Genomic DNA, 22882 nt, shown 5'->3' with positions numbered 1-22882 from the left:
CTCCTTCTTATTTTGCTGCAAGTTGTGGGGGTGCACCTATTTCTATTATCAAACAGTACATTGAACAACAGAATACGCCTTACTGAAAAAATTATTATATTCGACCCTTATATCACCGTCCTAAAGGACGGTGTTTTACGGGTCGGTCTGATAAAAATAATTCACACACATTTTTTCAAATGGGCTAGCAAAACTCCGCCGTGTAGGATGATGATATAAGACTTCCTTGATAAATAAAGCAACATAATAGAACTACAAGATTTCAAAATCTATCAAAATCAATCAATTTCATTGATATATATCAATTGATTGATAGATAGGCAACTTTTCTATTAAATTTCAATAAGTTATACAAAGAATTCAATTGATGCAATTCTGATACTTTGGCAGGCGTAATACAGTTCGAAAAGTTGCTCCTAGCGTTCCAACTCATCTTTTTGAACGTTACTGAAGACATGAACAAAGGCTACAGTGCGACGATCGTCTGCACTAGCGGTATGAAACAGTTCCCGTTTAAGTTTGACAAGGTCAAAACGACGATAACAAGTTGCTGTGTACTCAGCCTTTAGCTCACCCGATGACTCCTGAGTTGTGACAGACACATCCCGTGCAGAAATGGCCTCAATCATTACTACTAATCTTTTTATTTTAGAAATGCAATGGCACGACGCTGTTCAAGCTCCGGAGCTTTAAATTCTATCCGGTCTTTTAGCTCTTTATCTGCAATTAGTTAGAAGCCTCAGAGGCAGATGCTGTCATGAATTGACCGCTCAACCAGGCCTTAAGCTTTTCTGCATCCTGGTTTCTTGCCGCTTTATTAGGAGAATCTAAGAAGATAATGGCTACTGTTTTGCCGCCAATCTCAGTTTCCATTGCCAAGCAATAACCTGCTGCTGTAGTCAGTCCTGTCTTCTGTAAAGAAACGTCCCAATTGTCGTTAGCGACGAAACTGTTGGTAGTGCGGCTTGTCACCAAACGGCGTCCGACAGGAATCTGAGCCATCGGGGTTGTAGAAAGTTCGCGGATAAGGTCATACTCACCGGCGCTAGCTAACAATCTTGAAAGGTCAAGTGCAGAAGACTTGTTTTCATTGTTCAGACCGATGGAATCATAGAAAACGGAATCAAACATACCAATCATGGCAGCTTTGGTATTCATGTCACGGATAAAACGTGCTTTTCCACCCGGGAAGGTTCTTGCCAAGAAGTGAGCTGCTCGATTATCAGAGCTCATCAAAGCCAGATGCAATGCCTGCTTGCGGGAAAGATACATACCGTTTCTCAATTTGCTTCGGGCGCTGGATCTAACAAAGTCTTCTTTGGTTACTTTGAATTTTTCGTCTAAGGAAACACCGGATTCTACGATGACCAATGCTGTCATTAATTTTGTAATTGAAGCAATCGGAAGTCTTTCATCGGCATTTTTTTCGTAGAGAACTTCGTTGCTGTCCATGTCATAAGCAAGAACCGCTGTCGTCTGAAGTCCCAACGGATCGGAAGAACCTCTGAGTCCATGAAGCTGAGCGTAGGAAGGGCCTCTAACTTTGCGTACGGCATATCTCTTTTTGGAAACTTTCTTGGAAGCGGCGAACTTTCTGCTTGTTGTTGTCTTGCCGGCAGTCTTTCTTACTGACTTGTTAGAAGCAGCCACCACCGCTTTTTTACGAACATTCTTCTTTGCAGAGACTTTCTTTGTCTTAACTGCTTTTGCTGATTTTTTCTTGACTGTCTTAGTTGCCGTTGCCTTGTTTTTTTGAGGTGCTGCGTCGGCAGCAGGAGAAAGCGCTAAAGAAAAGGCTAAAAAAACTGAACAAAAAAAGGACGCCCATGTGCGCATTTACATATTCTCCCGAACCGAGTTATTTGTTTCCTTTTTTTATTTTGACATCTTTTTTATTTACTTAACTAAACTCCATATAAAAAATTACAAAAATGGATAAAACTATTTCTTAAAAAGGGAACTTTCCCTTAAGTAAATAAAACCAAAATAGTTATTACTTGGTAGAAACACCTAGAAAATAGTGTAACGGCTGGAAATATTAATTTATAAATAAATTCCAGCCGAAAAATTAATAATATTAAAAGCCTCGTGAGGAACCGATTAACGAGTCCCAAACTTTGTTCAGTCTTTTAACACTCACCGGCATGGGAGTTCTAAGTTCTTGAGCAAAAAGAGAAACTCTTAGCTCTTGAAGTAAATTCTCAAATTCTTCCAGACGCGGATCTTCTACACCCCTTCTTGCAGCTTTTTCTCGATTGAGCTTTATTGTTAGCTTATTAACCTCTTCTGCTTTTTCCGCATCTTTTGAAGGATCTTTTCTGTACTTTTCTAAACGAACTTCAACCGCTTTTAAATATCTCGGATAATTTCGCAAAATATTAATTGACTTGTTTTCTATAAAATTCTTAGAAAACATTTCTTTTAATTGGGAATTAATATTTTCATTTAATTCCTTAATATTTTTAAAAGCATTAAGTTTCTGGTTTACCCCTGCGGCTTGATTAACGATCTGTTCAATTAATCGCGAAATCTCCAAGGCTATAAGGTTCAATTTACCCTTACTTTCCTGGCACATAACCCCAAATTCTTGTTGGTTGATAGGTAATTTCCCTAGCAAGCAACTTTGTTCAATGGCCGCATTGATTACTTGAGACTTCAAATTTTCAAAGCTTTCAAAAGCTTGTTTCGCAAATGGCAAACTTGAACCGACAATCTGGGCAGACTGAAGAGACTTCAAACTCTTATCTAAATACTTGATTTGCTCTTTAAGCTGGAAACGTATAAGTTTTCTGATGCCTTTTTTATGAACTTCTTTGGCTTCTTCCGGTTCATCAAACACTTCAATGGAGCAATAATCACCGCGATCTGCAATAGCAGGATGTCCAATCAAAGAAACGCCCTTTCTTCGGATTTCCATCACTTCGGGGAGCTCTCCGAAAGTCCAGTCCACAATTTCTTCCTGCAAGTCTTCAGCTACTCTGGAATCCATGGAAGCCACTTGCTGGAAATAATCCTTGGCTTGCTGGCTGAATTCACTTCTAAGCTTCGGAAGACTTCTATCCATTCCAACCTGCCGGCCATGCTCATCTACAACTTTGTAATTCATCCTTAAATGAGGCGGAAGATTTTCTACCTTGAAATCCGTCTTATTGATTTCAATCCGGAATTGCTCTGCCGCCTCGCGGCTAATGGCCTCAAGAAGACCGCCCTCCGGCGTTTCATGAGCCTGCGCAAAACTCTTTGCCCAATCAGGAATCGGAACAAAGTGACGGCGCAGTCTTTGCGGAAGCCCTTTTAAAAGAGCCGCTGTTTTTTCTTTGACCATTCCCGGCACCAACCATTCCATCTGCTCTTCGCTGATTTGGTTCAGAGCGTAGAGAGGAACCGTTAAGGTCACGCCGTCTCTAGGAGAGCCCGGATCAAAGTTGTAGCTGACGGCCATAGGAATACCCGCAGCTTCAATCTTCTTAGGAAAGTATTCGATAGTGATGCCTGAAGCATCATGTCTCATCAAATCCTTCTTAGAGAGGAATAGCAACTTCGGCTGTTTAGCTTCGTTTTCTTTTCTCCACTTTTCTAACGTAGAAACACTGCAGACCTCTGCACCGAGACGAGAGTCATAAAAAGCAAAAATCTGCTCGTCATCGACCAAAACATCCGGACGGCGAGATTTATGTTCCATGTCTCGGATATCTTTAATAAGAGATTTGTTGTGCTGCCAGAAAGGCGCCTGAGAATCAAAATCTTCATTGACCAAAGCCTCTCTAATGAAAATTTCCCTGGCTAACTTCGCATCTTTAGGAGCAAAGTTCACTCGTCTTTGTCCGTAAACAGGCAAACCGTATAACGTGCCTTTCTCAAAGGCAATCACATTTCCGGCGTTTTTCTCCCAATGCGGATCCGACCAAGATTTCTTGATTAAATGTGCACCGACTTTTTCCAGCCACTCCGGTTCTATATTAGCTATGGTGCGGGCATACAAACGCGAAGTCTCGACGATTTCGGAAGCCATGATCCACTTACCGGCTTTTTTTGCAAGCGCCGAACCGGGCCACGGCCAGAACTTGATTCCCCGGGCACCGGCAAAGGGAGGGCTTCTCCAATCGGGCTCAACAATCCGATTCCCGATACTGCCGAGCAAACCGCTTAACAACGCTTTGTGAAGCTGTTCATAGGTCGCGGGCGCCGAATTTAGTCTCCAGCCGAGCTCGGTGACCATTTCTTTGAGCTGACGGTGCACGTCTCTCCATTCCCGCAGTCTTCTAGCGGACAAGAAGTTCGTCTGGAACTGTCTTTCCAGCAAACGATTACTCTTTTTATTTGCTATTGCATCCTGTGCATAGTTCCAAATCTTGAGATAACTCAAGAAATCACTCTTATCGTCTGAAAATTTCTTATGGGCCTGGTCAGCCTGCGTCTGCTTATCTAACGGACGTTCTCTAGGATCCTGAACGCTAATGGCCGAAGCGATAATCAGGACTTCAGATAATGCTTGATTATCTTGAGCAGCCTGAAGCATACGGGCTACTTTGGCATCGACGGGAAGCTTTGCCAATTCTCGGCCGACCTTTGTCAACTCTCCTTCGCGAGCCGTTACGGCGTTTAATTCAATCAGTAAATCGTAGCCGTCGGTAATAGCTTTAGGCATCGGCGGTTCTACAAAAGGAAATTCCCGGACATCAGAAAGATGCAGAGACTTCATCCGCAGAATGACCGTGGCTAAGGAGCTTCTTAAAATTTCAGGATCCGTATATTTGGGGCGTTTTTCAAAATCCTGTTCGTCATACAGACGAATACAAATGCCGTTGGAGACACGGCCGCAGCGTCCTGCTCTCTGCTGAGCCGCTGCTTGGCTGATTGGTTCAACTTGAAGTTGTTCTACTTTATTGCGGTAGGAATAACGCTTTACTCGGCCAAGACCGGAGTCCACCACATAGCGGATGCCGGGCACCGTAATTGAAGTCTCGGCAATGTTCGTAGCGAGCACAATTCTTCGAGCTCCGCTCGGACGAAAAATCCTGTCTTGCTCTTCAATGCTCAGGCGAGAAAACAAAGGAAGAATTTCCAAGCCGGGCTTAGGATTTCTGCCTAATACATCTGCGGCTTCTCGAATTTCCCGTTCTCCAGGCAGAAATACCAAGATATCTCCGGGACCAGAGTGAAGAAGTTCGTCACATGCATCGGCAATGGCCTCCATTAAGGTTCGGTCATCGTTTTCGTCTTCTTCGATAACCGGACGATAGCGGATTTGGACGGGATACAGTCTGCCCGATACATTGATAACGGGAACAGGCTTGCCGCCGTTGACTTGATCAAAGTGTTTTGCAAAACGTTCCGAATCGATAGTGGCGGAAGTAATAATGACCTTTAAATCAGGGCGCTTCGGCAGAATTTGACGAAGATAGCCCAGCAAGAAGTCAATATTGAGGCTTCTTTCGTGGGCTTCATCAATGATGATGGTGTCGTATTTTTTAAGAAGAGGATCGGTTTGTGTCTCCGCAAGCAAAATACCGTCGGTCATGAGTTTAATGCTGGCACCGGCTTCCATCTCGTCTTTAAAACGGATTTGATATCCGGCGACCTCACCGACTTTTGTTCCGGTTTCTTCGGCAATTCTTTTTGCGATGGATACGGCGGCAATTCTTCTCGGCTGCGTATGGCCGATAAGTCCCTTTTGTCCTCGGCCCAACTGAAGGCAAATTTTAGGAAGCTGTGTAGTCTTACCCGAACCGGTTTCTCCGGAAACAATCACAATCTGGTTATCCTTGATGGCTTCACGGATGTCATCGGCCCTTTCAGAAACAGGAAGGTTTTCCGCCAACTCTAACTTTGCAGGAACGTTTCGAAAAATCTCACGACCTTCTTTTTCCCCGCTGACTCTTACGCGTCTCGGTTTGTTCTCCGTTTTCGGCTTGGCAGGTTTAGCGGGTCCGGTCTTCTTGACCTCGATTTTCTTTAAATCGGCTAGAGAAGTTAATTTTTGCCCTTTTTCTTGGCTGGGAACCGGCTTTGTTTTCTTTTTTTCTTGCCGAACTTCAGGTTTCCGGGTCTTTTCTTGCTTTTTAAGATCCGAATCTTCTTGCGGGAGGGACTGCTTGCCCGAGGCCTGTCCCCTTCCCTTGGAAGCGGCAGGTTTATTTCTGCCTGCAAAAGCCATTAACTCTTTGAGCTGTTCCGATGTAGCCTGCTTTGCGCCGGAAACTACCACCTTAGGCTGTAGTTTTTTCTTCTTTGTGAAATTCGTTTCTTGAGCAGAAGCCGCCGCCTCAATTTCAGGCTGTTTTGCTTTAACTTCCTGCCATTTATCTTTTAAATCTTGGAGTGAAGAACTCATTGCTTTAATTTTTCTCATAACGAGCTCATTATAATTATTTGAATTCGGCAATCTTTTTTGAGAAAGACTCATGACGGACACACAAGAAGAGAAAAACTTAGAACAAGAGGAGCTCCAAGAAGAGGAAGAGTCCATTGCTCCCTGGGTGCAATGGTTCAGAGGAGTTGCTCCGCATATCCACTCTATTAAAAATCAGACTATCGTTATCGCCGTTTCCGGGGAAATGATTGAACGAGGCAAGCTGGAAAGTTTTATTCATGACGTCAGCGTTATTTCCGCTCTCGGCTCCAAACTTGTCTTGGTTTACGGTGTCCGTCCCCAAGTTGAAAGACTCTTAAAGCTACAGAACATCCAGCCTTCTCTTTCCAACAACATCCGTATTACGGATCCGGAAACGCTCTCCTGCGTCAAAGAAGCAGCCGGCGAAGTCCGCCTGGATATTGAAGCGGCTTTTTCTCAGGGGCTGCCGAACACTCCGATGGCGCACAGCCATGTGAGAGTTGTCAGCGGCAATTTCGTTATTGCCCGTCCTCTCGGAATCATCGACGGCATTGATTTCAAATTAACGGGAATTGTCCGCAAAGTGGACTCCGAAGCCATTCATCAGCAGCTTAACAACAAGAATATCGTGCTGGTTGCTCCTTTAGGTTTTTCTCCGACCGGAGAGGCCTTTAACCTTACTTTGGAGGATGTTGCATCTTCCATTGCGGGTGCAATTAAAGCCGACAAGCTGGTTCTTCTGTCTGATGTTGACGGTGTTAGACGATTCGGAGAAGTTATCAGCGAACTGACCGCTGAACAAGCCGAAGAGTTTGTAGAGAAAGGCCTAGTTGATCAGGAAGACATCTATAACCTCGGCTATGCCTTAAAAGCCATCAAAAAAGGCGTAGACCGCGTGCACATTATTCCGTACTTCCTGGACGGCGGCATTCTCGGAGAGCTGTTTACGCATGACGGAGTGGGCACTTTGATTACTGAAGAGCATATGGAATCCATGAAGACCGCCACCATTGACGATCTTCAAGGCCTCATTAAGCTTCTTCAACCGTTGGAAGAAGACGGAACTTTAGTTAAGCGTCCGAGAGAGAAACTGGAAGCCGACATTTCCAAGTTTATTGTTCTTGAACACGACGGCATTATTTACGGCAGCGCCGCTTTATATGCCTTCCCTGAAGAAAAAATCGGTGAAATGGGTGCTTTGACCGTCCATCCCGACTATCAAGGCAAAGGCGAAGCCGATAAGCTTTTAAGACAAATCGAAAAACAAGCCAGAAAAGAGGGTCTTACCCGTTTGTTTGTCTTGACAACTCGAACCGCACACTGGTTCTTGAAGAAAGGCTTCAGAGCAGCTTCTTTAGAAGAGCTCCCTCTCAAGAAGCGAGATCTTTACAACTGGCAAAGAAGATCGCAGATTTTTATCAAAGACCTTTAAGGGCCTATAAGCCGCAATCACAAATTAATTGAGCGTACCGAGGATTTGCCGATACGCTCAATTTGTTTTTACCGTTTCTTCAACGACAGCCAGTTGTCTTTCATAGAGTCTTCCGCTTCAGAACCGAGTGATTGAAGAAAAGATTATTTCCATTGCTCTTAACATTTAAGCCTTCATGAAAACCGTCACCGAAACCGGCGGAGTATAGCTTTCGATATTGCTTTTTCGTCAACGAATTATGGAGTGGTTTTCCTAGCTTTAACCGCTGAAGTTCGAGGAGTTCGTTGGATTTTTTGAATATGCTCCAAGCTCAAGCCTGTTATGGCAACAATTTTTTCTAATGGTTCATCGCATTTAAGCATTTTTTTCGCAATTTCAACCTTTTCCTCAGCTTTGCCTTGAGCTATTCCTTCAGCCTTGCCTTGAGCTATACCTTCAGCTATACCTTCAGCTTTACTTCTTTTTGCAATGATTTGTTCGATGCCTTTCATTTCTTTATGCCGGAGCCAAAATGGATTTTTTGAGATTCTTGATTTCTTCTTAAGAAAGACCTGTGCTTTTGGAGATTCCTTCTAAAGAACCGATTCCAAGCATAAAGAGGTTTTTAGCAATTTCAGCTTTTCCTTCAGCCTTGCTTCTTTCCGCAATGATTTCTTCGATTCCTTTCATTTCTTTTTACGCCGGAGTCAAAAGGGATTTTTTGAGATTCTTGACTTCTTCTAAAGAAAGACCAGTGCTTTTGGAGATGCCTTCCAAGGAAAGAACGTTAAGCATAAGAAGGTTTTTTGCAATTTGAGTTGCGGTTTCAATCTTTCCTTTAGCCTCTCCTTCAGCCTTGCTTCTTTCAGCAATGATTTCTTCGATTCCTTTCATTTCTTTCGCTCCTTCCTCAGTTTCTTTGAAAAATTCAACTCGTTCTTTCAACATGGCGTTTTTCATCTGCTTCGCTCCTTTAGCAGTGAACTACCGCAGACTGATCTTTGGAACCCGGAGCAAAGTCAAGGAGAAAAGTCAGTAAATTCCCTAATCTTGCGAGGCAAGATTCAAAATTTTTTTTATTTTTTTTTATTCCGTGTGAAGTTGGTTGAAATTCAGATCCACTCAATCTAACTCAATACATGGAAGTGGCCAATCTACCAATCTTTTCAGGCTGTTTAAAAAGTCGCTATTAACTTTCTTTGCCTACCATGAACTTCAAGATCAGTCCGCTCGTGCCTCATAAAGCCTAATGTTTGTAAAACAATCAGTCTGCGCAGGCTGTGGAACGGGCCTTTCGGCTTTCTCATGCTAAGTTGTAGTTGATTGTGCTCGAATTTTCTTGTTATCTCTAATGTCCTTTAAACGGTTTGCTTTGGCAAAGAGCACTTGGCAATTGCAGCAACTTTGGGGTTGAATGATTTACCGCTGATCAGCATTGCTCTGATAATTCTCAGAAGCTTTGCTGCCACAGCACACGTGAGCTTGCCCCAGGGCATTTTTTCCCTTTGCTTCTTTAAGATCCATTTCGACAAAGCTCTGGCCTTTAAATTTCCCTTATTAGCCATGAGAATTACGGATCCGGCTGCTTGAATCATAAGACTCCTCATAGTCTTATCTCCACGTTTTGTTAACCGTCCTTTCTTTTCATTGTGCCCCGTGGAGATGCTTCTCGGAACCAGTCCAAAGTAAACAGGAAAGTTCTTTGGATGCTTGAATCTGGAAATATCGCCGATGGTCGCTTTGAGCCTACAAGCACATACCAGACCAATTCCTGGGACCGTTTGTACCATTTTGCAAAGCTCATCGCCCTTGCTTACCTGTTTTAACGTTTTGTTAATTTCTGTCAATGCCTTTTGTACCTCCTGTGCATGTTTAACCATGTTTTGGAGCTCTCTCCTAAGTTCTTCTGGAAACTTCTCATATTTCTCGATCATTTCGCTTAGGCGTGCCTTTCCGCTGATCCCCTTGGAAATGTTCAACCCCCAGCTCTGACAGATTCCTTTGAGCGATACTAGGGTCTGTCTATATTGCTTGACATACTGTTCTCGCAGAGTGGTCAGACATGCAAATTCCAACTGTTGCCGATCCTTAGGTTTGATAAGCCGGATCTGTTTATCTCTTGCCAAGAATGCCAGAGCTTGTGCATCATTGAGGTCCGTTTTCTGATTGGAAAAATGCGTTTCAATATAATTTTAAACATTCTTCCCGTCGATGACGACACATCTATGTCCCCAACTTTCCAGTTCATTGACCAGCAAATTCATCTCGCAACATGGCTCCATGGCGAATGTTGTTGCTGGCATCTCTTGAGCACATTTCCGCAGATCCTGGTATTCGAGTCGATCAATGCCTATAAGTTCACCTTCGATTGTTATCAGAGCAGCACTGACGCAATTTTTTGCCAAATCTAAGCCGACAACTTCGTATTCCTGGTTGGTATCAATCGTATTTGAGAGTATTCTTTTGGTTGACATGGAACCTCCAAATTTGGAAAATTTTTACAAACATTTTTATTTTGCTCCCATTCTCCAATGAGGAGCAGAAGGGTTCCATGTCATTAAGCCTGCGGAATTCCGGGGCCTTTCGTTAAATGAGACAAAGCAGAAGAAGCCAAACGCCGATGGTTACTGACAGTTCTGATTGTCTTACTCAATTTTCGGCACGTAGCCAGCGGCGAACTGTTTTTGAGGCATAACCTTATGTAGTTGCTTATTGTCCAACTGACAGAAGAGAAAAATCAAAATTCTTCCTTTGGAAACGTAGTTATCATTCTTGTTGGTATGAGTTCTCACCACATTGATAACTAAGTTTTTAACCGAGACCATTGTCCCGAGGTTGAAGATTTAAGCCTAATTAGTTTAGACTACTCAAAATTTTTAAGGAGATGGCCCATGGCCCGAATGGTTCAGTGCGTTAAGTTAGGAAGAGAAGCCGAAGGTTTGGATCTGCCTCCTCTTCCCGGCGAATTAGGCAAAAAAATCTACTTGAATGTTTCCAGGGAAGCTTGGGAACAATGGAAGAGACTTCAGACTATGTTAGTCAATGAAAACAGACTTTCCATGGCTGATCCGAAAGCCCGTAAATGGCTTTTAGAACAGATTGAAGCTCACTTTTTCGGTGAAGGCGTTGCCCATCCTGAAGGTTACGTCGAACCAGAAAAGAAATAATATAGGTTTAATCCCCATCCCGCTCTTGACTACTCAACGGCGGGATTTGTTTTCTTGTAAAATTTTTAGCGACAAAACCGGATCCCGGTGCTGAGTCCGGCTTGACAACGTAAACACTATTTTCTATTGCAACTATTAATAGCTCGACGAAGGCAAATACTATGGCAACAAGAAGATCTAAAAAAACAAAAGAGTTTGAATCTCTTCCGACCCAAGTTCCGCTTTCAATCGACACCTTTGCTGCAATTGTCGATGCAGGAAAAGTGATGGAAGAGTCGGTTAAATATCTTGATGATCCTTTACTGCGTTCGGAAACTATCTTCATCTCCCATTCCATCCTCGAGCACGCTCAAATGGGACTAAAAGATATTGAAATTGCCAGAGATCCGCAACGCCAGAAGGAAAAATCCACTTCTCGAGCATTAGTACCTCTGCCATTTTTTATGGCAATTGCTTTCGGTGTCCGCCTGTTTACCAGCTACCTTGCCACCAGTATGCCTAAGATGCCGGAGGAAAAGAAGACAGCCGCTCTAAAAACAATGAATGACGCCCTTGCTGAATTTGAAAAGGCAAAGCTTGAAGGCATCAAAGATCAAGACAAAATCGCCCGCATGATGCAGCAGCTTCTCGAGCAGATTGAAGAAAATCCCGAGGATCTTTCTCCTCTCGAAATTGATGAAAAGAAAAACTCTATCAACTAGAGAGATTGTTCAAGGTCAACGGCTGGAGACTTAAGTGTTGCCAGCCGTTTTGATTTGACTTGTTTATTCAGTCTTCGGGCCTTCTTCAGAATTTTTGGCTTCGGACCTTCCTTCCTTTTTACCTTTGAAGGTTTGTTCCAAAAGTTTGTAGATACCCAGCATATCCAATGGTTTGGACAAGTGAGCATTCATCCCTGCACTTAAGGACAACGAGACGTCTTCGGTAAAAGCGTTTGCCGTCATCGCAATGATTGGAACCGATGCAGCATCCGGATGAGAAGAAGCACGAATTTCTTTAGTGGCCTCATATCCGTTCATCACAGGCATTTGAATATCCATCAAAATCGCATCGTAGTACCCAGCAGGAGAGTCAATGAACTTCTGTACCGCAATTTGGCCGTTTTCAGCAGTATCTGTCTCCACATGAGCCATTGATAAGAATTCTTGAGCCACTTCTTGATTGAATACATTATCTTCCACAAGCAAGACTCTCTTACCGGTGAAATCGTACATGTCCGGGTCTGCCAAGGCTGTCTTAGCCTGCACTTCTTTATCAACCGACATCAATGCAGCCCTCAGCGAATTAGCAAAGAACGGTTTAGCGACAAAGCTGTTGACACCGGCCTCTCTGGCGCTTTCTTCGATTGGCGCCCAATCGTATGCGCTCATGATAATAATTAACAGATTCAGACCTTCGAGCTTTCTAATTCTTCGTGCGGTTTCTTCTCCGTCAATTCCCGGCATCTTCCAGTCGATAAAGACAACATCGTACGGATGACCCTCATCGCGGGCCTCTTTAACCATTTCAACGGCTTTATAGCCGTCAAGAGCAAACTCGGTATTCTGGCCCAAGCGCTTCAAAATCAAGCATGCGTGCTCACAGGTACCAATGTCATCATCCACGACAAGCACTTTGAATTCACCGAGGCCATGAGGGGCGGTATTTTCTTCATTGGTAAATCCGAACGGAAGCTCAACGGAGAACTCTGAACCAAGACCTTCCTGGCTCTGCACAGAGATTGAGCCACCCATCAGCAAGACTAAGTTGCGGGTAATAGAAAGGCCAAGACCAGTGCCTCCGTAAATAGAAGAGATTTTCACGGAAGCCTGCTCAAACGGATCAAATACTTTCTTTTGGAATTCCGGACTCATTCCGATACCGTTGTCTTTAACAATGAACTGCAGATAAATCGTGTTCTGCTTGATCCAAAGTCTGTTGACGATGAGCTTGACTTCTCCGCCTTCAGGCGTGAACTTCACGGCATTGGACAAAATATTGATTAGGACCTGATTCAGCCTCATTGCATCGCCAATCAAAGTCTCTTCAATCTCGTCATTGAAAACCACATCGAATTTAATATTTTTTTCGCTTGCCTGCGGCGCAATTAAATTCACGACAGAGGTAACAGCCTCACTGAACTTGAATTCATCGGCGGCGATCGTCAGTTTGTTTTCCTCGATCTTAGACATATCGAGAATGTCGTTGATGAGTCCCAACAAGTGACGAGATGATTGCGATATCTTCAACAAGCAGTCCTCGACCTTCGGCTTGTCATTAATTTTTGCCAGTGCAATAGTGGTCATACCGATGATGGCATTCATCGGCGTACGGATTTCATGAGATACGTGAGAAAGGAAGCGGCTCTTAGCGACGCTGGCTGACAAGGCATTATTCAACGAATCACTTAATATTCGCTTCTGTTCAAGGGCCTCCGTTTCATCGGAGACCACAACAATGTACCCTGCCTCTCCGGATGCTTCCTGTATCGGATAGAAGCGAATCTTGAACTGACGGTTAATGCCTTCGCATTCAAAATCTTTTTCTCTGACTTGAAAGGCTTCTCCCGGATTGATCTGGTCACTGAGAGAGGCAGTTATATCTTCCATTAAACGTGCGGCAAAATCGCCCACACTGCGAAGCAAATCATTTGATTTGGTTCCTAGGACTCGCTCGCTGTTGGAACTAACAAACTCGGGTTTGAGCTTCTTATTAAAGATGATGAATACTTCATCAACGGTATGAGAAAGAATATTAAAAAGCTGTTCTCGATGACGTATTGCTTTGTGGGCTCTTTCTTCGGAATTCAGAACGTACCAAAGAAATCCGACAAGAAGGAGTCCGAACAAGCAAGTTGTGACGATAACGGAATCGATGAGACGCTGAGCCTGGGCTTTAATTTCCGCACTTCTTGCATCGGCATTTGCACTGACCTTATTAAGGGTCTTATCCAAAACATCAAAATACGGGGCAACCTGCTCTTGATACATCTTAAGAACTTCGTCTTTATTTTTACCCACGCTTTCGAGGGCTAATTTACGTCTTTGTTCTCTTATGTTGGAGAAGTCCTGCATCAGCTGCTGATATTCTTTCGGATCTCCGCGGAAGTGGTGTTCCAAGAACTCCAAAGAACGGTTTTGTTCTTCTTCCTGCATTTTCAGCACTTCGACTATATCTTCGAAGGAGTCTGTGTTACCCATAATGAATGGAATAGCGAGGCCCATTTCATTGAGACGGGCTTGGATTTCGCTGACGCTCCGAGTGACTTGATACGGATATTCAAACATATCGACCGTATGCTGATTCGCCCTCCACATACTTACCGTCACAAAAACGGTATAAACGATGATGAGTACATAAAGAGCACGGATCAGTATTTTGCTTTTTACAGACGACAGTCTAGTTCTCAACTCGGATGGGAGGTGCATTTGCTTTCCTTATTACTCGGCTTTCTCGGCCTTTAGAACAATTGTAGTTCCGATTCGAATAATTCGGACAAAATCCTCCAAGCTGTTTCATCAGCCGCTTGAAATATCAAATTCTAAGAAAAAATCGATGAGAAACGAGCGACAGAACTGCATCCAGAGAAATCAACTCCTCCTAGTCAGCCGCTCGTAAGGAAAGATAAGTCGAAAAGATGCCAACGGTTAATTATTTTTATGATGACACTTCCTGCCACTTCACAAATTGCTTTTTCTCGAGGGAGTAAACGAGAACTACTCTTATCTTTTCTTTTGAGTCGGCCTCATCACCATAATGTCTTCTGAGCATTTGAGAAACACCTTCTCTCAGCTTTTCTTCAGGGCTCTCTTCCCTAGCGGTCAGTCTTTCATCTTCCTATCCTCCATCGTCGCATCTCGGAATTGGCTTTATCTTTGTATTTTAATTTGGCTCTGGCAAAAGAACCCTCAATCAACTCCTGGTTAGGAACTGCTTTATTGTAGGAATTCCTCAAAACTACTGAGAAAAAAGATTGCAACTTCAGAAAGTCCGATTTTTCCTTTCGGCAATACGCAAGCCGCATAACGCTCAAAATAGTCAAGAACAGAAAAATTCTGAAAAGATTCTTCTTACAAGGCACTTTTTGGATTAATAATAATTTTGCAGCCAAAATTTTTTAGGAGAAATAAATTGCAAAGACGCAGTCTTTTTAAATTCGCGGGATCTTCCCTCGGGGCCATGTTATTCGGCTCTGCAATGGATGCAGCCGTTGCTGCAGAACCGGAGTTCACACCTCCGACAGCCAAGAAACCTATGCTGTTGTGCTTCAATGAAAACCCTCTTGGTCTAAGCGACGGTGCTAAGAAAGCTATCGAAGAATCTACAGCTCGGGCCTCACGTTATCCGTTTGCTCAAGTAGGCGCTATTAAAAAAGAATTGGCTCAATACATGGGGACTCAGCCAGATAACCTTCTTCTTACTCATGGCTCGGCAGAAGCTATTCGTGCCTCCGTCGAAGCCTACAACGTGCCGGGCAAAACTGTTTTTGTATGCCCGGAATTGACTTACAGCGACGGTGCCGACGTTGCCAAGCGCAATCATATTCCGGTTAAGACAGTTAAGATGGGTCCGAACTGGAGCATCGATCTTGCCGCGCTGCGCAAACTTGCAGCTCAGCAGGCTAAGAGCAAGCATGTGATTGTCTACATCGTCAATCCGAACAACCCGACATCGACTATCGTCAACACACAAGCTTTGTTCGACTGGATCAAAGCTAAACCAAAAAATACTTTCTTCATCTTGGATGAAGCATACGCAGAATTCGTTAACGATCCGTCCTTCAAGTCCGCCGGAGAATTGATTAAAGAAGGCTACAACAACCTAGTTGTTCTTAAAACATTCTCTAAGATCTTTGCGATGGCGGGCATGCGTTTAGGTTTTGCATACGCAGCCCCGGCTGTTATCGACAATATCGAAAACCATGTTGCCTATGAAGTTATGATGAACCAGGCGACACTTGCCGCAGCCACCGCAGAATTAAAAGACAAAGAATTCTTGGCTAAATCTAAGGCAATGAATGACGAATCCAGGAAGATCCTTCTCGCAACTTTGGATGAACTCCACATTCCTTACTTGCCAAGCGAAACAAACTTCGTATTCATGGACTTGAAGGCTCCTCTGAAACCGTTTGCCGACCGCATGAAAGAAGAACACATCCTTGTCGGCCGTCCCTTCCCGCCAGCCACACAATGGTGCCGTGTTTCTTTAGGTACGCCGGACGAAATGAAATACTTCGTTCAGAAGCTTAAAGAGTTCCGTCAGAAAGGCTTCATCTAATACTTTTCAATTAAGCAGGCCAAGCTCCTCTCTCAAACTTGGTCTGTTTTTTTGCCCACGAGTTCCGTTCTTGTGAATGTTCTTACTGAAACAAGCACCTTTCGAAAAATTCGACTTTTGTGAAGATTCTCTTTTGCGCCGCAAACCTCTTCTCTGTTCCAAAACAAAAAGGACTGCGAGGTTTAGTTAATCATTAAACCAGGCAGTCCGGTGAGAAAAGGTCCGAATTAAGCTTGTACTTCCAGATCCTTCGGCATCTCTAAATCAGCTGCTTTTGCAGGCTGGCCTTTCATCTTCTGCATCAGGATTACAAAGGCAAAGAGAGCAATTCCGGCGGCATAACCCCAATATCTTTGACTGTAATCCAGGAAGAAGCCTGTTAATGTGGCCGGGAACATCATGATTACAGTGACGCCCAGCAAGAATACACGTTCAATAATATTTGTGCGTGTAAGAACCCATCCTTGTGTCGCACAAGTAAAGGCAATCATGCCGATCGAAGTCATTGCGAAGATAAACAAAGCTTCGGTCCAAGTATCAATACCAAGCAAGAGGATGTCGGAGTTGAAGAGGAAGAATACCGGAATGATCACCGTGCGGATGTCATATAAGAAGCCCTGCACTCCCACGGCAATCGGATTTTCTTTAGCAATCGCAGCCCCTGCATACGCTGCCAATCCAACCGGAGGCGTATCGTCAGCCAAGATTCCGAAGTAGAAGCAAAACAAATGGGCGGCAATCAAAGGAATAACGATTTCCTGACCATGAAGAGACATTCCGGTAGCCAATTCAACAATCACTGGAGCTGTCAAAGAAGCCATAATGATGTAGTTAGCCGTGGTCGGCAAACCCATGCCTAAAAGCAAACTGGCCAGCGCGGTAATGAAGATCATCAGGAAGATGTTGCCCATCGAAAGAGCTTCTACAAAGGAAGTAATCTGCTGTCCGAGACCTAAAGAGACGCACCCTACGATAATACCGGCAGAAGCCGTTGCCAGAGCAACGCCGGCCATGTTGTTGGCTCCGGCAGCCATAGAGCTTAATGTATTTTTTACGCCGAACTTGAAGGCAGCCCACATGTCCGCATTGTGAACCTTAGCAATTACTACAGGCTGGAAAACCATCAGGAAGGCCAACACTAAAATAGCTCTGAAAACGGACATTTCAGCAGAATGCATTTCCACCACCAGTTCCCAAATAAGAACGAACAGCGGGAGAAGATAGTGCAAGCCGTTCTTGAGTTCGATCCAGAATCTGGGGAGCTCCGACTTAGGCAAGCCTTTAAGACCTAACTTGCAAGCTTCAATGTGAGTAATCCACAGCAAACCGACATAAGAGACAAACGCCGGGACAGCAGCTGCCTTTGCCACTTCGATGTAAGGAACGTTGACATACTCGGCAATAATGAAGGCCGCAGCACCCATGACCGGAGGAGCCAGCTGACCGTTTACGGAAGAAGCAACTTCAATAGCCGCCGCCTTCTTAGCCGGATAACCCAGACGCTTCATTAAAGGAATGGTAAATGTACCGGTAGTGACGACATTAGCAATGGATGATCCGGAAACGGTACCGGAGAGAGCTGAACTGACGACAGCGGCTTTAGCTGCGCCGCCTCGGTATTGCCCTAACCCGGAAATAGCCAAACGGGTAAAGAAGGCTCCGCCTCCGGCTCTATCGAGCATAGTCCCGAACATCACAAATAAGAACACAACGGTTGCCGACACATGCAGCGGTACACCGTAAATGCCCTGTGTATCCATGGTCATCTGAGAGATGAAGCGCGTTAAAGTCGCACCTTTAAAAGCAATAAGATCGGGTAAATAAGGGCCTAAGAAAACATAGGCCATAAAGGCACCTGCAATAACCGGAAGAGCCGGCCCGAGAACACGGCGTGTCGCTTCAAGCATAAGGGCAACAAGAGTTACGCCCATAATCAAATCGCGGCCGATCGGCTGACCCGGTCTCTCGGAGATTCCTGCATAGTCAATGACGATATAGAGAGCAGCGATAACGCCGACGATGCCAATCATCCAGTCAACGATGGTAACTTTTTTCATCGCCAGGAGAATTCGCAAGTCCCAGCGAGATTTGGTTTCCGATTTAAGAGTCGGAAGGTTCAAGTAAATCAAAGACAAAGCAAAAGCCAAGTGAATAGCTTTTACCTGCAAAGAGTCCAAAAGCAGCCAGCTGGCTGTGGACATCTGGAAAAACGCCCAGCATAACGCAACGATGAAAGTAATTTTGGCGGAAATGCCGGTCTTATCTCCCGCTAATCCTCTGTCTCCGTGAACTACCTCTTCACGGTACTCTCCCACGATATCTTCGGAAGAATTCTTCTTCGGAGTTAGAACAAAACCAGGAATACCTGCCTGCGGGAGAAGAATTTTCTCATTCTGGCTATTTGACATGAAGGTTCCTTTTTATTATTTACGCCTGCGCCCGAGAGAAGCTCCCGGGCACGGCTGGATGGTACTTAAGGCTTAATTATTTGACTAAGCCGACTTCTTTGTAGTACTTCAAAGCGCCCGGATGGATTGGAGCGGTCAAGCCTTCAAGCATGGACTGTTTGGTCAGACCTGCCAAAGCCGGATGCAGCTTCTTGAAGTCGTCAAGGTTTGTCATAACTTCCTTAGTGATGGCATAAACGACATCATCAGGAGTATCGGCGGAAGTCACTAATGTAGCGAGCATGCCGACCGTCTTGACTTTATCCTTGGAGTTGACGGCGTCCGGATACTGATCCATCGGGATTTCGGTCATAGCGTAGTAAGGAGCGTCTTTGAGCAAATCACCGACTTCGGTAATAGGAACGATGCGAACTTTTCTCTTGCCTGCAGTGGCTTCTTTGATGTTGCCGTTCGGATGGCCGACAGTGTAGAAGAAGCCGTCGATACGACCGTCCTGGAGGACGCGAGGAGCATCGGCCGGTTTAAGTTTTTCGTCGCGGAAGTCTTTGCCCGAAACAATACCGGCGTATTTGAAGATGTCGGTAGAGTTAACACGGTTGCCTGAACCCGGGTCACCTAAGTTAATTGTTTTGCCTTTGACGTCCTTAATGGACTTGATGCCGGAATCTTCTGCAGCAACGAATGTAACGGCTTCAGGGGCAAGAGCGAAAACGGCGCGAAGCTTGCTGACAGGTTTACCTTCCCATGGACCTTTGCCGTTGTAAGCAAGGTACTGTGTATCGGCCTGAGCGATACCGAAGTCCAAATCTTTAGAGTCGATAGCATTGATGTTGAACTTAGAACCGCCGGTAGATTCAACAGAAGCACGGATACCGTATTCTTTTTTCTTGGCGTTGATGATTTTAGCGATAGCACCGCCTGTCGGATAGTAAACACCGGTAATGCCGCCGGTACCGATTGTAACGAATGTCTGACCGGCAGCTAAGGCAGCAGAGCCGGCGAAAGCAAGTGAAGCAGCAAAAGCAACTGGGAGAAGTTTTTTGATCAGCATTTGAAAAGCCTCCAAATAGAATTGAGAATTTCTGAAAGTGTTTCTTGGCTCTTGACCTTAATTGTTTCTGTCTTGCGTGCATCTCGGGAGCTCCGTTTATCACCAAGACGGCGAAAATCTTGATAAGAATTTCGAATAATTTTTATTAAGCAAAAACCGTGCCAACTTTTTACTGCACTAAATATTCAGTTTGCGAAGTAAAAGCCGAGCCCTCACCAAAAATCAGCATATTTATTTCACCTATTTGGTGCGTCTACTTTTTTATGCACTTTCTTTGTGCATTTTCTTGGTGTTCAGGCGTCCTTTTTGGAATAGTCATACAATAGGGAAGAAAATCTTTTGGAGATACCGTAATGACTGCCAACATTAAAACCATCAGCGTGAGCGAAGTTTGGAAACTTTTTAATTTAGGGGGCACTGTTTTAGTTGAAGCCCAAAGCGGCGATGATCTCGATATCATGCCTGCCAGTTGGAGCTGTCCTCTCGACTATGACAAACTGAACGTTGTCATCGACAGCAGCCATTACACCCGCAAATTGGTTGAAAAAGACGGCTATTTCTTATTAGCCCTTCCGACTGCCAAAATCGTTCAAGAATTAATGTTCTTAGGCACCAACTCGAAGAACAGCGTTTCTTCCAAGATTGAAGACAGCAAAATTGAGTTCTATACAGTTGATGACTGCCGATTCCCGCTACCAAAAGGATGTGTCGCCTGGGCCGTCTGTAAAGTTCTTCCTGAAGCAGAAATTCAGAAGAAATATGACCTGTTCTTAGGCCAAATCGTTCAAGCCTTCTATGACGAGAGAGTGATTAAAGACGGACATCCGCAGTTTGAAAATCTGGATGCTGACTTCAGCATCCTGCCCAACTTCGGAGGCGCCATGTTCTATCGTCTCGGCAAGCGCTTGCCGGTACCCGGATACGACGACTAAATTCTCTAACTGATATGCCGGCTTCGGCCGGTTTTCTTATATCTCCAGCTATGAACAAATCTCCTGCCCCTTCCGTCTACTTTATCGGTCTTGGTGCCTTAGGTATCCTCTATGCCAAAGCCATTGAAAATGCTTTAGGAAAGCACAGCGTTACTTTTGCAGCGGATAAAAAACGCTGCGAACGCTACAGACAAGAAGAAATTTATTTGAACGATCAAAGATGCTTCTTCAATTTTGTTACGCCAGATGAAAACAGCGTCCCGGCGGACTTTTTATTTTTTTCCGTAAAAGGAACGGCTTTAGATGACGCCATTAAAACTGCTGCTCCTCTGGTTAATGAGAATACCGTCATTATTTCTTTGCTCAACGGCATTTCAAGCGAAGAGATTTTGAAGAAAGCATTTCCTCTTGCCAATGTCCTGTACTGCATCGGACAAAAAATGGATGCCCTAAAACAAGGTTCGAAGGTTATTTATCGAGATTTAGGTGAACTTTGCATCGGTATTCCGAAAAACAACCAGAACCTTAAATTAGAAGCAGCACTTAGAAGGACGGAAGCGTTTTTTGATTCTATTTTTCTGCCGTATGTTTCCGAGGAAGACATTATTCATCGGATGTGGTGCAAGTGGATGCTAAATGTCGGCGTCAATCAAGCCGTCATGATTAATGAAGGAATATTCAGAACGGTTCATCAAGAAGGCGCTCCGAGAGAAACGATGAAAGCCGCCATGAGAGAGGTTCTTGCACTCAGCCAGAAGAACGGCGTCTGTTTGACTGAGGATGAATATCTCCAATATTTAGGAATTATCGACAAATTGAATCCCGAAGGCATGCCTTCTATGCGTCAGGACGGTGTCAACAAACGGCGAAGCGAGGTTGAGATGTTTGCAGGAACTGTTGTTGCATTAGGCAAAGAGCTAGGAGTTCCAACTCCAGTTAATGAGAAAATTCTGCAAAAAGTCCGAGAGATGGAAAGCAACTATTGAATGGTTTAATCAGAGGTAGAAAATTTAGGTTTTCTACCTCTCGCCTTTAAGTCCGATAAGCAAGATGTTGTCTTTCGGCAAACAAAGTCCTATGCGGAAGATTTTTTTCAGGCTTCCGGACAACTTTAACTTCGCAAACGGCAGAACTAGAAACTTAAGAACTATCGATATAACCCTCCCCGGGCATCCAAAAGAAGCTTGCTTCAACTAATTATTTCAATAAAGCCTGAATTTAGGTCCCGAGTGCAAGGTAATTTTTCTTTAATGGAGAAGCCCGAATCCTCCTTGGGTCAGGAGACTTCTCCTGATTTTTCCAAGCATTTTGTCGGCAGGCTTAAAAAGCTTCCTTGCTTTGTTAGACCTTTCTATCTCTCTGGAATTTCATGCTTAGAGGAAAGCACCTTGGCGTCCTCAAGCCTTTCAACATCTTTCTTACTGCATGAAGCAGTTGCCTCGAGGCGCGGAGCCCCCGGCGTTTTGACACCATGATAGAACATACCGCGAGAAGCATTTTTCCAATCTTCTGGGTTAAGTTGCGGAATATCGGAATAGTCAATTTCAGAGTCCGGCACTTTGGCTAGATCTTCAAGTTCTTTCAGATGTCTATCTGTAAGCTCTATGCTTTTAGCTTTGTATCTAACTTTGTTCATAAATACCTTTCTTGCTTACTTATTGTTCTTGCACTCACAGTACATATCACTTCCACTCCATCATATCTGACAGAATGTGCTATTAAAACAATTACGAAATTTGGAGTCGAGCCTATTGTTGGCCATCTCTCTTCACCATTTTCAATACGGTCTTGCCTATCGATAGGGATTGGATCGTCAAATACATCTTTGACTTCCTCGAAATGACCGTTAAAAGGCGCATGGACAAATTTCTATGCCATATACACGCATATTTAATATGAAAACGGAAAATTTGACATATTTCAAAAAAACTTTCTAAAAGATTGGAATATCCCGTTTGACACAGGGATATTTGTTTTTGATAAATATCTTAAATGTATTCATTTTGCAAAAATTATGCAAAATTAAGAAAAAAAGCCAGTCTTATGACAGAATTAGATTAGTTCAATAGCAGAATCGCGAAATATTCTCGAAAGGTTCTTTTTTCTTCATAAGGTATTCATATGTTCCTTGAGTTTAGACTTCAAAACTTTAAATCTTTTAGGGAACCCGCTGTGTTTTCCATGATCCCTGCTCCTAAACAAAAGGATTTGGCATACAGCATAATCGAAAGAAAAGTCAAAGGAATCAGAAAAACTCAAAAAGCTTTATGCTCCTCAGTTATTTACGGCCCTAATGCTTCCGGCAAATCAAATATTATCTGCG

Annotated in this window: 17 protein-coding genes and 1 pseudogene; 7 read left to right on the top strand and 11 right to left on the bottom strand. The window is 44.0% G+C overall.

The features are described 5' to 3' along the window. Positions 1–86 (top strand): annotated as a pseudogene (locus RDK53_RS10225) (IS200/IS605 family transposase); the annotation flags it as partial. A gap of 640 nt (positions 87–726) precedes the next feature. Here RDK53_RS10225 and RDK53_RS10220 read toward each other — a convergent pair. Together RDK53_RS10220 and hrpA are read right to left on the bottom strand one after the other, a co-directional pair. Then, complete coding sequence (locus tag RDK53_RS10220; protein WP_308514578.1) at positions 727–1836, bottom strand: serine hydrolase; 1110 nt, start codon at positions 1834–1836, stop codon at positions 727–729. Positions 1837–2077: 241 nt separating this feature from the next. Then, positions 2078–6352, bottom strand: a complete 4275-nt coding sequence (gene hrpA, locus RDK53_RS10215) for an ATP-dependent RNA helicase HrpA (protein WP_308514576.1) — start codon at positions 6350–6352, stop codon at positions 2078–2080. A gap of 52 nt (positions 6353–6404) precedes the next feature. Here hrpA and argA point away from each other — a divergent pair, with 52 nt between their 5' ends. Further along, positions 6405–7766: an amino-acid N-acetyltransferase gene (gene argA / locus RDK53_RS10210; protein ID WP_308514574.1), complete on the top strand. Its 1362-nt coding sequence runs from the start codon at positions 6405–6407 to the stop codon at positions 7764–7766. A gap of 236 nt (positions 7767–8002) precedes the next feature. Here the strand turns inward: argA and RDK53_RS10205 are convergent, their stop codons facing one another. The 5 genes from RDK53_RS10205 to RDK53_RS10185 all read right to left on the bottom strand — a co-directional run bounded on the left by RDK53_RS10205 (position 8003) and on the right by RDK53_RS10185 (position 10219). Continuing rightward, a complete protein-coding gene (locus tag RDK53_RS10205; protein WP_308514572.1) occupies positions 8003–8257 on the bottom strand; it encodes a hypothetical protein in 255 nt (84 codons plus the stop codon). 49 nt (positions 8258–8306) lie between these two features. Further along, complete coding sequence (locus RDK53_RS10200) at positions 8307–8435, bottom strand: hypothetical protein (protein ID WP_308514569.1); 129 nt, start codon at positions 8433–8435, stop codon at positions 8307–8309. A 6-nt stretch (positions 8436–8441) separates the two neighbouring features. Continuing rightward, a complete protein-coding gene (locus RDK53_RS10195) occupies positions 8442–8705 on the bottom strand; it encodes a hypothetical protein (RefSeq protein ID WP_308514567.1) in 264 nt (87 codons plus the stop codon). A gap of 398 nt (positions 8706–9103) precedes the next feature. Next, positions 9104–9931: an IS110 family transposase gene (locus RDK53_RS10190; RefSeq protein ID WP_308514580.1), complete on the bottom strand. Its 828-nt coding sequence runs from the start codon at positions 9929–9931 to the stop codon at positions 9104–9106. A 6-nt stretch (positions 9932–9937) separates the two neighbouring features. After that, entirely contained in the window at positions 9938–10219 is a 282-nt protein-coding gene (locus tag RDK53_RS10185) for a hypothetical protein (RefSeq protein WP_308514565.1), read from the bottom strand. A gap of 417 nt (positions 10220–10636) precedes the next feature. Here RDK53_RS10185 and RDK53_RS10180 point away from each other — a divergent pair, with 417 nt between their 5' ends. Both RDK53_RS10180 and RDK53_RS10175 read left to right on the top strand, forming a co-directional pair. Further along, the gene (locus tag RDK53_RS10180; protein WP_308514563.1) at positions 10637–10912 is read left to right on the top strand and encodes an oxidative damage protection protein; all 276 of its coding nucleotides are present in this window, start codon (positions 10637–10639) and stop codon (positions 10910–10912) included. A 161-nt stretch (positions 10913–11073) separates the two neighbouring features. Beyond that, entirely contained in the window at positions 11074–11613 is a 540-nt protein-coding gene (locus RDK53_RS10175) for a hypothetical protein (protein WP_308514561.1), read from the top strand. Between the two features lie 63 nt (positions 11614–11676). On the opposite strand, the gene RDK53_RS10170 is transcribed toward RDK53_RS10175, so the two are convergent. Beyond that, on the bottom strand, positions 11677–14319 hold the full coding sequence (locus RDK53_RS10170; protein ID WP_308514559.1) for a response regulator: 2643 nt from the start codon (positions 14317–14319) through the stop codon (positions 11677–11679). Positions 14320–15022: 703 nt separating this feature from the next. Between RDK53_RS10170 and RDK53_RS10165 the strand changes: the two genes are divergently transcribed. Next, positions 15023–16168: a histidinol-phosphate transaminase gene (locus RDK53_RS10165; RefSeq protein WP_308514557.1), complete on the top strand. Its 1146-nt coding sequence runs from the start codon at positions 15023–15025 to the stop codon at positions 16166–16168. A 227-nt stretch (positions 16169–16395) separates the two neighbouring features. Here RDK53_RS10165 and RDK53_RS10160 read toward each other — a convergent pair whose 3' ends face one another. Beyond that, positions 16396–18576 (bottom strand): TRAP transporter permease, encoded by a 2181-nt coding sequence (locus tag RDK53_RS10160; protein WP_308514555.1) that lies wholly within the window; start codon positions 18574–18576, stop codon positions 16396–16398. A 76-nt stretch (positions 18577–18652) separates the two neighbouring features. Continuing rightward, a complete protein-coding gene (locus tag RDK53_RS10155) occupies positions 18653–19627 on the bottom strand; it encodes a TAXI family TRAP transporter solute-binding subunit (RefSeq protein ID WP_308514553.1) in 975 nt (324 codons plus the stop codon). A 353-nt stretch (positions 19628–19980) separates the two neighbouring features. Between RDK53_RS10155 and RDK53_RS10150 the strand changes: the two genes are divergently transcribed. Further along, positions 19981–20559 (top strand): flavin reductase, encoded by a 579-nt coding sequence (locus tag RDK53_RS10150; protein WP_308514550.1) that lies wholly within the window; start codon positions 19981–19983, stop codon positions 20557–20559. Positions 20560–20609: 50 nt separating this feature from the next. Next, entirely contained in the window at positions 20610–21545 is a 936-nt protein-coding gene (locus tag RDK53_RS10145) for a 2-dehydropantoate 2-reductase (RefSeq protein ID WP_308514548.1), read from the top strand. Between the two features lie 365 nt (positions 21546–21910). Here the strand turns inward: RDK53_RS10145 and RDK53_RS10140 are convergent, their stop codons facing one another. Continuing rightward, positions 21911–22195, bottom strand: coding sequence for a hypothetical protein (locus RDK53_RS10140; protein ID WP_308514546.1), 285 nt, complete (start codon positions 22193–22195; stop codon positions 21911–21913). Positions 22196–22882 lie beyond the last annotated feature (687 nt).

The organism is uncultured Turicimonas sp. (assembly GCF_902477955.1).
Lineage (GTDB): Bacteria > Pseudomonadota > Gammaproteobacteria > Burkholderiales > Burkholderiaceae_F > Turicimonas.
The sequence above is the reverse complement of the archived record's forward strand: the minus strand, read 5'-3'. Positions and strand labels throughout refer to the sequence as shown.

What these genes read in the sequence shown, in the direction of transcription:
- RDK53_RS10220 (WP_308514578.1), bottom strand. Translation starts at nt 1,836, where the DNA reads ATGCGCACATGGGCGTCCTTTTTTTGTTCAGTTTTTTTAGCCTTTTCT.
- hrpA (WP_308514576.1), bottom strand. Translation starts at nt 6,352, where the DNA reads ATGAGAAAAATTAAAGCAATGAGTTCTTCACTCCAAGATTTAAAAGAT.
- argA (WP_308514574.1), top strand. Translation starts at nt 6,405, where the DNA reads ATGACGGACACACAAGAAGAGAAAAACTTAGAACAAGAGGAGCTCCAA.
- RDK53_RS10205 (WP_308514572.1), bottom strand. Translation starts at nt 8,257, where the DNA reads ATGAAAGGCATCGAACAAATCATTGCAAAAAGAAGTAAAGCTGAAGGT.
- RDK53_RS10200 (WP_308514569.1), bottom strand. Translation starts at nt 8,435, where the DNA reads ATGAAAGGAATCGAAGAAATCATTGCGGAAAGAAGCAAGGCTGAAGGA.
- RDK53_RS10195 (WP_308514567.1), bottom strand. Translation starts at nt 8,705, where the DNA reads ATGAAAAACGCCATGTTGAAAGAACGAGTTGAATTTTTCAAAGAAACT.
- RDK53_RS10185 (WP_308514565.1), bottom strand. Translation starts at nt 10,219, where the DNA reads ATGTCAACCAAAAGAATACTCTCAAATACGATTGATACCAACCAGGAA.
- RDK53_RS10180 (WP_308514563.1), top strand. Translation starts at nt 10,637, where the DNA reads ATGGCCCGAATGGTTCAGTGCGTTAAGTTAGGAAGAGAAGCCGAAGGT.
- RDK53_RS10175 (WP_308514561.1), top strand. Translation starts at nt 11,074, where the DNA reads ATGGCAACAAGAAGATCTAAAAAAACAAAAGAGTTTGAATCTCTTCCG.
- RDK53_RS10170 (WP_308514559.1), bottom strand. Translation starts at nt 14,319, where the DNA reads ATGCACCTCCCATCCGAGTTGAGAACTAGACTGTCGTCTGTAAAAAGC.
- RDK53_RS10160 (WP_308514555.1), bottom strand. Translation starts at nt 18,576, where the DNA reads ATGTCAAATAGCCAGAATGAGAAAATTCTTCTCCCGCAGGCAGGTATT.
- RDK53_RS10155 (WP_308514553.1), bottom strand. Translation starts at nt 19,627, where the DNA reads ATGCTGATCAAAAAACTTCTCCCAGTTGCTTTTGCTGCTTCACTTGCT.
- RDK53_RS10150 (WP_308514550.1), top strand. Translation starts at nt 19,981, where the DNA reads ATGACTGCCAACATTAAAACCATCAGCGTGAGCGAAGTTTGGAAACTT.
- RDK53_RS10145 (WP_308514548.1), top strand. Translation starts at nt 20,610, where the DNA reads ATGAACAAATCTCCTGCCCCTTCCGTCTACTTTATCGGTCTTGGTGCC.
- RDK53_RS10140 (WP_308514546.1), bottom strand. Translation starts at nt 22,195, where the DNA reads ATGAACAAAGTTAGATACAAAGCTAAAAGCATAGAGCTTACAGATAGA.